The 13,032-nt window shown below is 61.1% G+C and carries 14 protein-coding genes; 6 read left to right on the top strand and 8 right to left on the bottom strand.

Annotation, left to right across the window (positions count from 1 at the left end):
- The first annotated feature begins 107 nt into the window (after positions 1–107).
- Positions 108–605: a ferritin-like domain-containing protein gene (locus CO660_RS16035; protein WP_085776628.1), complete on the top strand. Its 498-nt coding sequence runs from the start codon at positions 108–110 to the stop codon at positions 603–605.
- Positions 606–632: 27 nt separating this feature from the next.
- Here CO660_RS16035 and CO660_RS16040 read toward each other — a convergent pair whose 3' ends face one another.
- On the bottom strand, positions 633–1,541 hold the full coding sequence (locus CO660_RS16040) for a LysR family transcriptional regulator (protein ID WP_097599533.1): 909 nt from the start codon (positions 1,539–1,541) through the stop codon (positions 633–635).
- 129 nt (positions 1,542–1,670) lie between these two features.
- Between CO660_RS16040 and CO660_RS16045 the strand changes: the two genes are divergently transcribed.
- Together CO660_RS16045 and CO660_RS16050 are read left to right on the top strand one after the other, a co-directional pair.
- Positions 1,671–2,666: an aldo/keto reductase gene (locus CO660_RS16045; protein WP_097599534.1), complete on the top strand. Its 996-nt coding sequence runs from the start codon at positions 1,671–1,673 to the stop codon at positions 2,664–2,666.
- Between the two features lie 91 nt (positions 2,667–2,757).
- Positions 2,758–3,117, top strand: coding sequence for a nuclear transport factor 2 family protein (locus CO660_RS16050; protein ID WP_011423650.1), 360 nt, complete (start codon positions 2,758–2,760; stop codon positions 3,115–3,117).
- A 41-nt stretch (positions 3,118–3,158) separates the two neighbouring features.
- Here the strand turns inward: CO660_RS16050 and pheT are convergent, their stop codons facing one another.
- From pheT to infC, 5 genes are all read right to left on the bottom strand, one after another.
- Positions 3,159–5,582: a phenylalanine--tRNA ligase subunit beta gene (gene pheT, locus CO660_RS16055; protein WP_097599535.1), complete on the bottom strand. Its 2,424-nt coding sequence runs from the start codon at positions 5,580–5,582 to the stop codon at positions 3,159–3,161.
- Positions 5,583–5,598: 16 nt separating this feature from the next.
- Positions 5,599–6,681: a phenylalanine--tRNA ligase subunit alpha gene (pheS, locus tag CO660_RS16060; protein WP_097599536.1), complete on the bottom strand. Its 1,083-nt coding sequence runs from the start codon at positions 6,679–6,681 to the stop codon at positions 5,599–5,601.
- 245 nt (positions 6,682–6,926) lie between these two features.
- Complete coding sequence (rplT, locus tag CO660_RS16065) at positions 6,927–7,331, bottom strand: 50S ribosomal protein L20 (protein ID WP_097599537.1); 405 nt, start codon at positions 7,329–7,331, stop codon at positions 6,927–6,929.
- A gap of 39 nt (positions 7,332–7,370) precedes the next feature.
- Entirely contained in the window at positions 7,371–7,574 is a 204-nt protein-coding gene (gene rpmI / locus CO660_RS16070; RefSeq protein ID WP_011423646.1) for a 50S ribosomal protein L35, read from the bottom strand.
- Positions 7,575–7,942: 368 nt separating this feature from the next.
- Positions 7,943–8,479, bottom strand: a complete 537-nt coding sequence (gene infC / locus CO660_RS16075; RefSeq protein ID WP_073990355.1) for a translation initiation factor IF-3 — start codon at positions 8,477–8,479, stop codon at positions 7,943–7,945.
- Positions 8,480–8,658: 179 nt separating this feature from the next.
- On the opposite strand from infC, the gene CO660_RS16080 reads away from it, so the two are divergent.
- The gene (locus CO660_RS16080) at positions 8,659–9,483 is read left to right on the top strand and encodes an alpha/beta hydrolase (protein ID WP_097599538.1); all 825 of its coding nucleotides are present in this window, start codon (positions 8,659–8,661) and stop codon (positions 9,481–9,483) included.
- A gap of 165 nt (positions 9,484–9,648) precedes the next feature.
- Entirely contained in the window at positions 9,649–10,248 is a 600-nt protein-coding gene (locus CO660_RS16085; protein WP_097599539.1) for a transglutaminase-like cysteine peptidase, read from the top strand.
- A 265-nt stretch (positions 10,249–10,513) separates the two neighbouring features.
- Here CO660_RS16085 and mbfA read toward each other — a convergent pair whose 3' ends face one another.
- Positions 10,514–11,497, bottom strand: a complete 984-nt coding sequence (mbfA, locus tag CO660_RS16090; protein WP_097599540.1) for an iron exporter MbfA — start codon at positions 11,495–11,497, stop codon at positions 10,514–10,516.
- Positions 11,498–11,669: 172 nt separating this feature from the next.
- Here mbfA and CO660_RS16095 point away from each other — a divergent pair, with 172 nt between their 5' ends.
- Positions 11,670–12,137, top strand: a complete 468-nt coding sequence (locus CO660_RS16095; RefSeq protein ID WP_097599541.1) for a truncated hemoglobin — start codon at positions 11,670–11,672, stop codon at positions 12,135–12,137.
- Here the strand turns inward: CO660_RS16095 and CO660_RS16100 are convergent, their stop codons facing one another.
- A complete protein-coding gene (locus CO660_RS16100; RefSeq protein ID WP_097599542.1) occupies positions 12,138–13,031 on the bottom strand; it encodes an EamA family transporter in 894 nt (297 codons plus the stop codon).
- Position 13,032: the final 1 nt, after the last annotated feature.

The raw sequence follows: 13,032 nt of genomic DNA on the forward strand, positions 1-13,032 counted from the left end.
GCGCGGTTTTCCAGTCCACCCGAAATCGGTCGGGAACAAATTGCGCGATCTTTGCTTCTTAGTGTGTCGCCGCGTTCGCGGCCTTTCCCAAAACAAGGATCGAGAAAATGGCCAAGGAAAAGACGTTGGAAGATCTCTTCTACGACACGCTCAAGGACATCTATTTTGCCGAGCGGCAGATATTGCGCGCCCTGCCGAAGATGGCGCGCGCCGCCCAGTCCTCCGAACTGAAGGCCGGTTTCCAGAAGCATCTCGAGGAAACCGAAGCCCAGGTCGAGCGCCTGCAGCAGGTTTTTGAAAAGATCGGCAAGCGCGCCCAGGGCAAGACATGCGAGGCGATCCAAGGCATTATCGCCGAGGGCGAAGAGATCATGGAAGAATTCAAGGGCACACCGGCGCTGGATGCCGGGCTGATCTCCGCCGCCCAGGCGGTCGAGCACTATGAAATCGCCCGTTACGGCACCCTGAAGACCTGGGCCGCAACGATCGGCCTGAAGGATGTCGTCGCGCTGCTCGACCAGACGCTGCAGGAGGAAACGGCCACCGACAAGATCCTTACCAAGCTCGCCACGACGGCGGCAAACCAGAAGGCAAAAGCCGCCTGACGAAACGAGACAAACGAGCGGCGGCCCTCACCGGCCGCCCGCATCCCTCTCCACATACCTGAAGAAATCGATAAAGGCGCGCAGCGCCGGCCGCATCTGCCGCCGGCTCGGATAATAGACAAACGGCCCGGGATAGGGCGCACACCAATCCTGCAGCACCCGCACCAGCCTGCCGGCCGACAGTTCAGTATGCACCCGCATATCGAAGAGATAGGCAAGACCGGCGCCGTTCAGCGCCGCAAGAAGGGCCAGCCGGTCCTCGCTGACGACAAGCGGCCCGTCGACCGCGACGATCAGTTCCTGCCCGTCCTTTTCGAATTCCCAACGATAGATGGAGCCGTTGGTGAAGCGTCGCTTGATGCAGCGATGATGGACGAGATCACGCGGGTGCTGCGGCTTCGGATAGCGTTCGAAATATTCGGGCGAGGCCGCAATCACTGTCGTCAAATTGGGCGAGATTCTGACGGCGATCATATCGGCCTCCAGGCTCTCCTCCAGCCGGATGCCCGCGTCGAAACCCTCCTTGACGATATCGGTGAAGCCGTCCTCATTGGCGATCTCCAGCGTGATATCGGGATAGAGATTGAGGAAATCGCCAAGGCGCGGGGCGAGCAGAATATCGGAGGCGAAGCGCGGCGCCGTGATGCGCAGGTTTCCGGCCGGTTTGCCGCGCGTATCGTTGACCGCCTCCAATGCGATACCGATTTCCTCGAGCGCCGGACGCAACCTTTCGAGAAGCAGCCGACCTTCCTCCGTCGGCGCGACACTGCGGGTCGTGCGCGCCAGGAGCCTGACGCCGAGACTTTCCTCCAGGCTAGATATGGCGTGGCTGACCGCCGACGGCGCGACGAGCAGTTCCTTGGCCGCGGCTCGGAAGCTGCGATGTTCCGAGACGGCGGCGAGAACGGCGAGTTGAGAGAGTTGCCTTCTGTTCATTGATCTAAATTATAGAACAGGTTGTTAGAAACTGCATGCATTTTTTGATTGATACGGCGCCGATATAGTCTGGCCGTACCGCAATGATCTCCCAACCGGTTCGACGTCAGCTCAGAAAAGGAGCGCATCATGAAAACCAGAAAACTCGGAAACGATCTCACGGTCTCTGCCGTCGGCCTCGGCTGCATGGGCATGAGCTTTGCCTATGGCGCCAGCGACGAAGCGGAATCGGTCAAGACGCTGCACCGCGCCGTCGATCTCGGCGTCACCTTCTTCGACACGGCCGAAGTCTATGGTCCCTTCACCAACGAGGTTCTTCTCGGAAGAGCGCTGAAGCCCTTCCGCGACCGCGTGGTGATCGCCACCAAATTCGGCTTCAAGATCGATACCAGCCAGGCCGGCGCTGCCGCCATCGCCGGTGTCGACAGCCGTCCTGAACATGTGCGTGCGGTTGCCGAAGCCTCACTGAAGCGTTTGGACATCGAAACCATCGATCTCTTCTACCAGCACCGGGTCGACCCCAACGTGCCGATCGAGGAGACGGTCGGCGCCATGGCCGAGCTTGTGAAGGAAGGGAAAGTCCGTGCCCTCGGCCTCTCGGAAGCCGGCAGCGCCACGATCCGCCGCGCGCATGCGGTCCATCCGATCGCAGCGCTTCAGAGCGAATATTCACTGTGGACGCGCGCTCCCGAAGAGGATGTGCTTGCCACCTGCCGCGAACTCGGCATCGGCTTCGTGCCCTACAGCCCGCTCGGGCGCGGTTTCCTGACAGGAGCGATCCGCAAGGTCGACGACCTTGCCGACGACGATTTCCGCCGGCAGGTACCGCGTTTCCAAGCGGAGAATTTCGACGCCAATGCCGCGCTTGTCGCAACGCTCGAAAAGCTTGCCGCCGCAAAAGGCGTGACCGCGGCGCAGCTGGCACTGGCCTGGGTGCTGAACCAGGGCGACGACATCGTGCCGATCCCCGGCGCGCGCAAGCTTCACCACCTCGAACAAAACGTCGCCGCTGCCGATATCACGCTCGGCGCGGAGGAGCTCGATAAACTCGGCGAGGCGATCCCAGCGGCACAGGTGGCGGGCAAGCGCTATTCGGATGCCTCGCTTGCCATGACGAACATTTGAGAACGGACAAGCCCGGCCGGTCGCACAGGTCGGGCTTGCCTTCGCGGCCGGCGAAACTATCTAACGCCATCTTGGAGAACGGGATGGAAACATGTCGGACAGACAGGCAGTCGAGCAGACGGTTCACCTCTATGTCGAAGGCATGGCCTTCGCCAATGCGGCAGCCTTGAAGAAGGCCTTTCACCCGAAAAGCTCGATCATCGGCTATTACCAGAATGCCGTCGAATGGCTGACGCGGGACGAATTCATCGCCGCAATCCTGGCCGAGGAGCCGGCCCCTCCCGGCACGCAGCCTTTCATGGACATTCAGAACGTCGATGTCGAGGGTGACGCGGCAAGCGTGAAGGTCACCGATGATTTCGCCGGAATGCGCTTCACCGACTATCTATCGCTGCTGAAGATCGAAGGCCGATGGGTGATCGTCAGCAAACTCTATCATTTGCACACATGAAAAGACCGGCCGCTCGCGCGACCAGTCCAATCTATCTTCTCTCAGCTTCTGAGGACGCCGCCGGTGAATTTCGCGACGCTGGCCACTATCTTCTGCGTCAGCGCCTCGAAATCCTCGTCCGTCAGCGTGCGCTCGACCGGCTGGATCTGAACCTCGATCGCTACCGACTTCTTGCCCTCGCCGACCGATGCGCCCTCGAAGATGTCGAAGACGGTGACGCCGGTGACGAGCTTACGGTCGGCGCCGGTCGCAGCCTTGACGATCGCGCCTGATTCCACCGTCTTGTCGACGACGAAGGCGAAGTCGCGCTTGACGGCCTGGAAAGGCGACAGATCGAGCGCCGGCTTGGTGCGGGTCGCCTTCTTTTTCGGCTCCGCCATGGCATCGAGATAGACTTCGAAGCCGCAAAGAGCACCGGAGACATCGAGGGCTTCCAGCGTCAGCGGATGGAATTCACCGAAATAGCCGAGCACGATCTTCGGCCCCATCTTGATCGTGCCGGAGCGGCCGGGATGGTACCATTCGGGGCCGCCCTGCTCGATCTGGATATTGCCCATCGGCAGGCCGCAGGCTTCGATGACGGCGAGCGCATCGGCCTTGGCGTCGAAGACGTCGACCGGCTTGCCGCCGCCCTTGGCGGCGTTCGACCACATTCGGCCGGCGCCTGATAGTGAGGCCGTGCCGCGGCGGATGCCGCCGGCGACGCGGCGCTGGCCTTCCGGCCGGTCGTTTTCATAAGTGCCGGAGACTTCGAAGATGGCGACGTCGGCGTAACCCTTATCGGCATTTCGCTGAGCCGCGGTCAGCAGGCCCGGCAGCAAAGACGGGCGCATGTCCGACATTTCGGCGGCGATCGGATTGGCAAGCTTGAGCGCGGGCGAACCGCCGCCGAACAGCTTTGCCTGATCCTCTGGAATGAAGGACCAGGTCACGGCCTCCAGCATTCCGCGCGCGGCGAGCGCCCGCTTCGCCGTGCGGGTGCGGATCTGCAGCGTCGTCAGGATCCGGCCATTGACGGCGGCATGGCTTTCGAGCGGCGCCGGCTTGATATTGTCGACGCCGTGGATGCGCATGACCTCCTCGACGAGATCGGCCTTGCCGTCGACATCAGGACGCCAGGAGGGAACGGCGACGGAGACCCTCTCGCCGGAGCCTGAGACCGTGAAGCCGAGACGCGTCAGGATCGTGTTGCTTTCCTCATTGGAGACTTCGAGGCCTGTCAGGCGCTTGACCTCCGAATAGGGGAAATCGACAACCTTCGGTTCGTAGCCGCGATAGCCGGCAATCTCGGCCCTGGTAGCGGTGCCGCCGCAGAGTTCCAGCACCAGTTCGGTCGTGCGTTCGAGACCGGGAACCATATATTCCGGATCGACGCCGCGTTCGAATCGGTAGCGTGCGTCCGTGATGATGCCGAGGCTGCGGCCCGACTTGGCAATGTTCATCGGGTCCCAGAGAGCGGATTCGATCAGCACGTCGACGGTGTTGTCGTCGCAGCCGGAATGTTCGCCGCCCATGATGCCGCCGATCGATTCGATGCCGTCCTCGTCTGATATGACGACATTGTTCGGGCCGAGCTTGTATTCGCGCTGGTCGAGCGCCAGTACGGTCTCACCTTCCCTCGCGCGGCGGACAGTTAGATTGCCCTTGATCTTGGCGGCATCGAAGACATGGATCGGCCGGCCCTGATCGAAGGTCATGTAATTGGTGACGTCAACCAGCGCGTTGATCGGGCGCAGGCCGATGGCTGTGAGCCGTTGCTGCATCCAGCGCGGGCTCGGGCCGTTCTTGACGCCGCGCACAAGCCGTAACGCGAAACCGGGGCAGAGCCTGGGATCATCGAGATCGAGGGTCAGCTTGACCGGCGTCTCGCCTTCGACGGCAAAGGACGGCGCGGGGCGCATCTTCAGCCTGCCGAGACCAGAGGCGGCAAGATCGCGGGCAATGCCGTGGATGGAGGTGCAATCCGGCCGGTTCGGCGTCAGGTTGATCTCGATGACCGGATCGTCGAGATTGATATAGGCGGCGTAACTCTGGCCGACCGGCGCATCCTCGGGCAGTTCGATGATGCCGTCATGACTGTCGGAGATCTGCAGCTCCTTTTCGGAGCACATCATGCCGCGGCTTTCGACGCCGCGAATATTGCCGACGGCAAGCGTGACGTCGATGCCGGGAACGTAGGTTCCGGGTGCGGCGAAGGCACCGACGAGGCCGGCGCGCGCATTCGGGGCGCCGCAGACGACCTGTACCGGCGCGCCGGATCCAGTATCGACCATCAGCACCTTCAGGCGATCGGCCTGCGGATGTTTTTCCGCCGAGAGGACCTTGGCGATGACGAAGGGCTTGAACGCCGCCTTGTCGTCGACATCTTCAACTTCCAACCCGATCTCGGTGAGGCGGGCGCAGATTTCATCCAGCGTGGCATCCGTTTCGAGATGCTCTTTCAGCCAAGAGAGCGTGAATTTCATCGTCCCAAATCTCCGTTCAAGCGCTCAGACCGCCGAACAGTGTCGGCATGTCGAGCGGGCGGAAGCCGTAATGCGTCATCCAGCGGACGTCGGCATTGAAGAAGTCGCGCAGGTCGGGCATGCCGTATTTCAGCATGGCGATGCGATCGAGACCCATGCCCCAGGCAAAACCCTGATATTCGTCCGGATCTAGCCCGCCATAGCGCAGCACGTTCGGGTGGACCATGCCGCAGCCGAGAATCTCCATCCAGTCGGTGCCTTCGCCGAACTTGACGATGGGGCCGGAGCGGTCGCACTGGATATCGACCTCGAAGGAGGGCTCGGTGAAGGGGAAGAAGGACGGGCGGAAACGCATCGTCACGCTTTCGACCTCGAAGAAGGCCTTGCAGAATTCTTCCAGCACCCAGCGGATGTTGGCGACATTGGCCTTCTTGTCGATGACGAGGCCTTCGACCTGATGGAACATCGGCGAATGGGTGGCGTCGCTATCCTGACGATATGTCTTGCCGGGAATGATGATGCGGATCGGCGGCTGCTGCGCTTCCATGGTGCGCACCTGCACCGGCGAGGTATGGGTGCGCAGCACCTTGCGCTCGCCGTTCTCATCCGGATTGAAGAAGAAGGTGTCGTGCATCTCGCGGGCCGGATGGCCTTCGGGAAAATTCAGCGCGGTGAAATTGTAGTAGTCGGTCTCGATATCGGGACCTTCGGCGATCGAGAAACCCATGTCGGCGAAGATCGCGGTGATCTCGTCGACGATCTGGCTGATCGGATGGATGCGGCCGCGCTCGGCGGGCGAGGAGCGCACCGGAAGGCTGACATCGACCGTCTCGGCCTTAAGACGGGCATTGACCGCCGCCATCTTCAGCACCGATTTGCGCTCAGCAATGGCGTCCGTCACCTCGTTCTTCAAGGCGTTGATCGCCGCGCCGCGGGTCTGGCGTTCCTCCGGCGTCATGGTGCCGAGCGTCTTCAAGAGCTCGGAGACAGAGCCCTTTTTGCCGAGGGCGGACACGCGCACGGCCTCGAGCGCGGGCTCATCACCGGCGGCGGAAATTTCGGCAAGCAAGGAAGATTTAAGCTGGTCGATATCTGACATCGTCTTCTTTCCGTCCAGATCAGGCGGCGTTCGAGAGGCAGGCTGGAGAGGCCGGCGCAAGGAGTATAGAGAAAGAAAAACCCGCGCTAGCCCAAACCAGCGCGGGTTTCCCAAAATTCAATAGAGCATAGAGCCTGGGAAGCGCTGGCAGCGCATGTCCCGTGTGGGCGAAGCCCGCTCGAAAGGTACATGCGCCACTTTAAGCAGTTGAGCCAGCTTTGCGCGTTCTTACGAACGCGCGCGGCTCAACGAACCGCGCCTTCAAACTCGTTCGCCGTGCCGGTGTCCTTGAGATATTCAAGGGCCTTCTTAGCGGCAGCAACCAGGGCGCCGAATGCTTCCGGCTCATGGATCGCCATGTCGGAGAGAACCTTGCGGTCGACTTCGATGCCTGCCTTGTTCAGGCCGTCGATGAAGCGGCCATAGGTCAGGCCGAATTCGCGGACGGCAGCGTTGATGCGCTGGATCCAGAGTGCGCGGAAATTGCGCTTGTTGACCTTGCGGTCGCGGTAGGCGTACTGCTTGGCGCGATCGACGGCGGCCTTGGCGGTACGGATGGTGTTCTTGCGGCGGCCGTAGAAGCCCTTCGCCTGTTTCAGAACCTTCTTATGCTTGGCGTGGGCTGCGACGCCTCTCTTTACACGTGCCATTTCATGATCTCCTTAATCTAACGCGTTACCGGAATAGTCTCAGAGACCGTTCGGCAGATAGTTCTTCACGACCTTGCGGCCATCGGGTTCTGCGAGAACCATCGTGCCGCGTGCATCGCGAATGAACTTGTTCGTGCGCTTGATCATGCCATGGCGCTTGCCAGCGGCAGCCGCCTTGACCTTGCCGGATGCGGTGATCTTGAACCGCTTCTTGGCAGCGGACTTCGTCTTCATCTTGGGCATTTTGCTACTCCTTCTGTCCTCCCTGCGCGCTTCATCAAAAAGCCCTCCTCGCGAAGTCCGGTTCTCCGGCCGTCGCAACAAGGTGCGGGAGCGTTTGTTGTTGATCTGCGGCATCAGCGACGAACCGTTCCGCAAGCATTCGAAACTGCCACGGCATGCCCTGCCGGTCAGTTCGGACGCGCGCTTATAACCGCAGCGTCACGAAAGTGCAACGGGGCCGCGGAGGAATCTTCGGCTATGCATGTCGCGCGGAAGTGTGCGGCGGTTCCGGGATAACGACATGCATAAAACAAAGGGGCCGAAGATAGGGTGGCCGAACGCACAAAAGCCGCCCTTGCGGACGGCCTTGGGCAAAAAGTGACTGGCGCTTACTTCGGCGCCAGCACCATCATCATCTGGCGGCCTTCGAGCTTGGGCTCGGCTTCCACCTTGGCGATCTCGGTCGTATCCGCCTTGACCTGCTGCAAAAGCTTCATGCCGAGTTCCTGGTGAGCCATTTCGCGGCCGCGGAATTTCAGCGTCACCTTGACCTTGTCGCCTTCGTCGAAGAAGCGGCCCATCGCCTTCATCTTCACCTCATAATCATGGGTGTCGATGTTCGGGCGCATCTTGATTTCTTTGACTTCGACGATCTTCTGCTTCTTGCGCGCCTCGGCAGCCTTCTTCTGGTTGGCATATTTCAGCTTGCCCAGATCGAGGATCTTACACACCGGCGGTTCGGCATTTGGGGAAATTTCGACAAGATCGAGGCCGGCTTCTTCCGCCATTCTCAAGGCCTGGTCGGTGGGCACGACGCCCATATTCTGTCCGTCAGCCGCGATCAGCTGAACTTTGGGAATGCGGATTTCACGATTCGAGCGCGGTCCGTCCTTCACGGGCGCATCGGTCTTAAAAGGTCTGCGAATGGTCGTATTCTCCTCGCGTTGTTTCAGAACGTTGCAGCCGCGCGCTCCGGATCATCAGGGGCGCAAACCTATCTCGTTATCGCTGCAACGGAGTCAATATCACCCTATAGCGGAAAAATCACCCGCTGTCAGCCTGCCAAGAATCTGTTTTATAGGCCAAAACAACAGGAGTTTCGCCGATGTCCGATCCGATGGCCAATACCCAACCCCAGTTCATGACGGTCGGTGAAGGCGAGGCGGCGCGTGAAATCGCCATGCTCGTCCGCCCCGCCCAAGCCGGCAATACGGTCCCGTCTCTCGTTTGGCTATCCGGCTACCGTTCGGACATGAGCGGCACCAAAGCCCTGGAGCTCGACGAGCTGGCGGGCGAACTCGGGGCCGCCTGCATCCGCTTCGACTATTCAGGCCACGGTCTTTCCGGCGGCAGCTTCCGCGACGGCACGATCTCGCGCTGGCTGGAGGAAGCGCTTGCGGTCATTCGTCATCTTGCGCCAGACAGGATCATTCTCGTCGGTTCCTCGATGGGAGCCTGGATCGCGCTCCGGCTGGCGCAGGAACTCGCCCGACAGGGTGATCCGAAGCTCGCCGGTATGGTGCTGATCGCGCCGGCGCCCGATTTCACGTCGGAACTGATCGAGCCGAACCTTAAGGCCAAGGAGCGCAAGTCGCTGGCGGAGCGCGGCTATTTCGAAGAGCGCTCGCAATACAGCCCCGAACCGAACATCTATACGCAGGCACTGATCGAGGACGGGCGCAAGAACCGGGTGCTCGACGGCATGATCGAGACGGGCTGCCCGGTGCATATCCTTCAGGGCATGAAAGATCCCGACGTGCCGCATGCGCACGCAATGAAGCTTCTGGAGCACCTTCCCGCCGACGACGTGGTGCTGACCTTCATCCGCGATGGCGACCACCGCCTTTCCCGCCCGGGCGATATCGCCCTTCTGCTCAGCGCCGTCAAAGGCATCATTCGTTCATCAACAAATATGCAGATGCCCATTTGAACAGCACCGACCGAGAAATTCCCCTAACGCAAGCCGCCAACCCGTTGCATTTTAACCATGTTGGCGCGTCGCAACGCTCTCCCAAGAAGTAACGATTGACTCTTCTCGGCCCTCTCCATTAACAATTTGTTAATAATTTAAGGGGCGATCGAGGAAAGGGCGGGCGTGCGATTCAAGGGTATCTTTGTGGCCATGACGGCCGTGTTTGCGATGGCGACTGCCGCCATCCCAGCTCCAAGCAGAAATGCTTCCATGGTAACAGGCAACGCCACCTCTCAGCCGATCGGCCATTATGATTTCTGTCAGACCCACAGCAGTGAGTGCGGCGCGAACCGCAATGCGGGTCCGGTCGAGATGACGCCTGCGAAGTGGTCGCTCGTCCGCTCGGTCAACGCTACGGTCAACAGCACGATCAAACCGATGACCGACAAGGAAATCTACGGCAAGGACGAGGTCTGGGCCTATCCGACGACCGCCGGCGACTGCGAGGATTTCGCGCTCTTGAAGCGCCGCATGCTGATCCAGCGCGGCTTTTCGGCCGCCGACCTGCTGATGACCGTCGTGCGCAAGCCTGACGGTGAAGGCCATGCCGTCCTGACGCTGCGCGCAGCCGACGGCGACTTCGTGCTCGACAATCTCGCAGCCGACGTGAAGCCCTGGTTTGCGACGCCCTACACCTTCGTCAAGCGCCAGTCGAGCTACAATGCCGGCCGTTGGGTCACCATCGAGAACGGCCGCGACCTTCTGGTCGGCGCTCTTCGCTAAGAATTTTCAAGGGGGATGCGGGGGAAAAGGCCGGCGAAAGCCGGCCTTTTGCTTTTTGGAGATTGGAGACGCGTCGTCGTTAGCTTTCGCAGTCCTCGTCCTTCGAGGTCCGTGCTGTGCACCTCATTGAGGGCTGATCGTCTGCGTGCCGCCGGAGATGAGGTGTTGATATGCCGCACCGTCTCCCGGCCCTTCGCTTTGGCTCAGGGCGTTCGTCGCTGCAATCGATTCACTGGATCGATTGCTCGGCTTCGCCGACCGCTCCTCACCCATTCCCAATCAAAATACCGGCGGCGAGTACCAGGCCGCCGCCGAGCACGACCTGGAAGGCGGCGCGCAGGAAGGGGGTTTCCATGTAGCGGTTCTGGATGAAGGCGATTGCCCAAAGTTCGAAGAAGACGATGATGGCGGCGGTGATCGTTGCCGTCCAGAAATGCGGGATCAGATAGGGCAGCGCATGGCCGAGGCCGCCGAGCGCCGTCATGATGCCGCAGGCAAGGCCACGCTTGACCGGCGAGCCCCGGCCGGAGATTTTCCCGTCGTCATGGGCGGCTTCGGTGAAGCCCATCGAGATGCCGGCGCCGACGGAGGCGGAAAGACCGACCAGGAAGGTCTGCCATGTATCCTGGGTGGCAAAGGCAGCGGCAAAGATCGGCGCCAGCGTCGACACCGAGCCGTCCATCAAGCCGGCAAGGCCCGGCTGCACATAGGTCAGCACGAATTGCCGGTGCGCCGTCTCGTCCTCGTCGCGCCTGATATCCTCGGGCGTATGTTTGTCGCCAAGCATGCGGGCGATGTCTTCGTGCCCCTGTTCGGCGAGTGCGAGATCGCCGAGCAGCTCACGCGTCGAGGCGTCGGTGGTGCGCTTTGCCGCCTCGACATAAAATCGATAGGCCTGCTCCTCCATCGCCTCGGTCTCCTGCCGCATCGCATCGAGCGACAGGTTGGCTCGCAGCCAGTCCGGCTTGCGTTCGTAAAAGCCCTGCACATGCTCGCGCCGAATCAGCGGGATGCGCTCGCCGAAACGTTGACGATGGATTTCGAACAGCGATTTGCGGTGCGTATCCTCGACCTCGGCCATATCTTCAAAGACCTTGGCCGAAGCCGGAAATTCAGGCCGCAGCTTGTCGGCATAGGCGAGATAGATGCGGGCGTCATCTTCCTCGGAGGCAATCGCAAGGGCGAGAATCTCCTGCTCGGAGAGCGAATCAAAGGATCGTTTCGGCGACCTGAAAAAACGCGCCAGCATAAACTTCTCCAAAAAATTTAGAATAATTCTAAACCTAGGCAAGGAAGCGATGGTGGTCAAGTGGCCGAGGCGGACCGGCTGACAGATTGCCGCAATCCGCACGAGCGGCTTTGGTTCGCTGAGGTAAAGACTTATATGAGAGACGCCGCATCATGCGGCGCCGGGGTTTCTGATGAACAATGACATTCAGGGCCGCCCTGCCCATGTCGCGGCGATCCGCGAAAAGGCGGAGGCCGAGATGCGGACGATAGGGGTCGACGAGGCCTTTATCGGCAGGCTGGTCGAGACTTTCTACGGGCGCGTGCTGAAACATCCCGATCTCGGCCCGGTATTCGATGCGCGGCTTTCCGGCCGCTGGCCGGAGCATATAGAGAAGATGAAGAGCTTCTGGTCGGCCGTTGCCTTCCGCAGCGGCGCCTATGGCGGCAAGCCGGTGCAGGCGCATACCGGCGTTCAGAACCTGACGCCCGATCTTTTTCCGAAGTGGCTGTCGCTGTTCGCCGCAACGCTTGACGAGATCGCCCCCTCGTCGGAAGCCAAGGTCTGGTTCATGGCGACCGCCGAGCGGATTGCCAAAAGCCTGACGCTGTCGCTGTTCTACAATCCCGCTCTCGACGATCCGGCGAAAAAGGCGGGCTGATCACTGCCGAGCGGAAAAGGTCGCGCCGGCACTTGCGGCGACCACCAAGGCAGTTCCGGCCATCTGCAGCAGCGTCATCGGCTGGGCCAGAATGACGAAACCGGCCAGTGCCGCGATGGCCGGCTCGAGGCTCATGAGAATGCCGAAAGATGCCGTCGGCATGCGCCGCAAGGCGATCAGCTCCAGCGTGTATGGAAGCAGCGGCACGAGAACGGCAAGGCCGACCATTTCAACAAGGCCGTAAGCATCGAGCTTCGGGATGGCGCCGGCGATGCCGAAGGGTGTCGCGACAAGAGCGGCGGCCATCAGCGATATGGAAAGCCCCTCCAGCCCCTTGAAGCTCGCGCCGATCTTTTTTGTCAGGACGATATAGATCGCCCATCCGGTTCCGGCGCCGAGTGCAAAAAGAATGCCCTCGATATTGCCGACCCAGCCTTCACCGTCATGAGCAAGCGCCAGAACGCCAAATGCTGCAATGAGAGGCCAGAGGAGACGCCGGCTGAGGCCATAGCCGATGGTCGCAACGAAAAGCGGGCCGAGAAAATCGATCGCTACGGCAAGACCGAGGGGAATGCGCGCGATCGCCGCGAAGAAGCTCATGGTCATCAGCGCTGTCGCCGCGCCGAGGACCAGAGCGCTCGTCCATTGCGCCCTTGTGTAGCTGAAGACGCGCGGCCGCACGACAAGGGCGAGAATGATGGCCGCAAAAGCCAGGCGCAGCCAAGAGGCGCCGGCCGGCCCATAGGTTGAGATGGCTGAGGATGAGAGTGCGGCGCCGAACTGGATCGACGACATGGATAGGAGGCACATTAGCCCGCCAGTCGCCACCCCGCCAAATGCTGTTGACGCCTCTGCGGTCAGCGTGCCCGCGCCGACATTTGCTCTTCCTTCCATA

This window comes from Rhizobium sp. L9 (assembly GCF_002531885.1).
Taxonomy (GTDB): Bacteria; Pseudomonadota; Alphaproteobacteria; order Rhizobiales; family Rhizobiaceae; genus Rhizobium.

What these genes read in the sequence shown, in the direction of transcription:
- CO660_RS16095 (WP_097599541.1), top strand. Translation starts at nt 11,670, where the DNA reads ATGAACAATGACATTCAGGGCCGCCCTGCCCATGTCGCGGCGATCCGC.
- rplT (WP_097599537.1), bottom strand. Translation starts at nt 7,331, where the DNA reads ATGGCACGTGTAAAGAGAGGCGTCGCAGCCCACGCCAAGCATAAGAAG.
- CO660_RS16100 (WP_097599542.1), bottom strand. Translation starts at nt 13,031, where the DNA reads ATGGAAGGAAGAGCAAATGTCGGCGCGGGCACGCTGACCGCAGAGGCG.
- CO660_RS16080 (WP_097599538.1), top strand. Translation starts at nt 8,659, where the DNA reads ATGTCCGATCCGATGGCCAATACCCAACCCCAGTTCATGACGGTCGGT.
- CO660_RS16035 (WP_085776628.1), top strand. Translation starts at nt 108, where the DNA reads ATGGCCAAGGAAAAGACGTTGGAAGATCTCTTCTACGACACGCTCAAG.
- pheS (WP_097599536.1), bottom strand. Translation starts at nt 6,681, where the DNA reads ATGTCAGATATCGACCAGCTTAAATCTTCCTTGCTTGCCGAAATTTCC.
- CO660_RS16040 (WP_097599533.1), bottom strand. Translation starts at nt 1,541, where the DNA reads ATGAACAGAAGGCAACTCTCTCAACTCGCCGTTCTCGCCGCCGTCTCG.
- mbfA (WP_097599540.1), bottom strand. Translation starts at nt 11,497, where the DNA reads ATGCTGGCGCGTTTTTTCAGGTCGCCGAAACGATCCTTTGATTCGCTC.
- pheT (WP_097599535.1), bottom strand. Translation starts at nt 5,582, where the DNA reads ATGAAATTCACGCTCTCTTGGCTGAAAGAGCATCTCGAAACGGATGCC.
- CO660_RS16045 (WP_097599534.1), top strand. Translation starts at nt 1,671, where the DNA reads ATGAAAACCAGAAAACTCGGAAACGATCTCACGGTCTCTGCCGTCGGC.
- CO660_RS16050 (WP_011423650.1), top strand. Translation starts at nt 2,758, where the DNA reads ATGTCGGACAGACAGGCAGTCGAGCAGACGGTTCACCTCTATGTCGAA.
- rpmI (WP_011423646.1), bottom strand. Translation starts at nt 7,574, where the DNA reads ATGCCCAAGATGAAGACGAAGTCCGCTGCCAAGAAGCGGTTCAAGATC.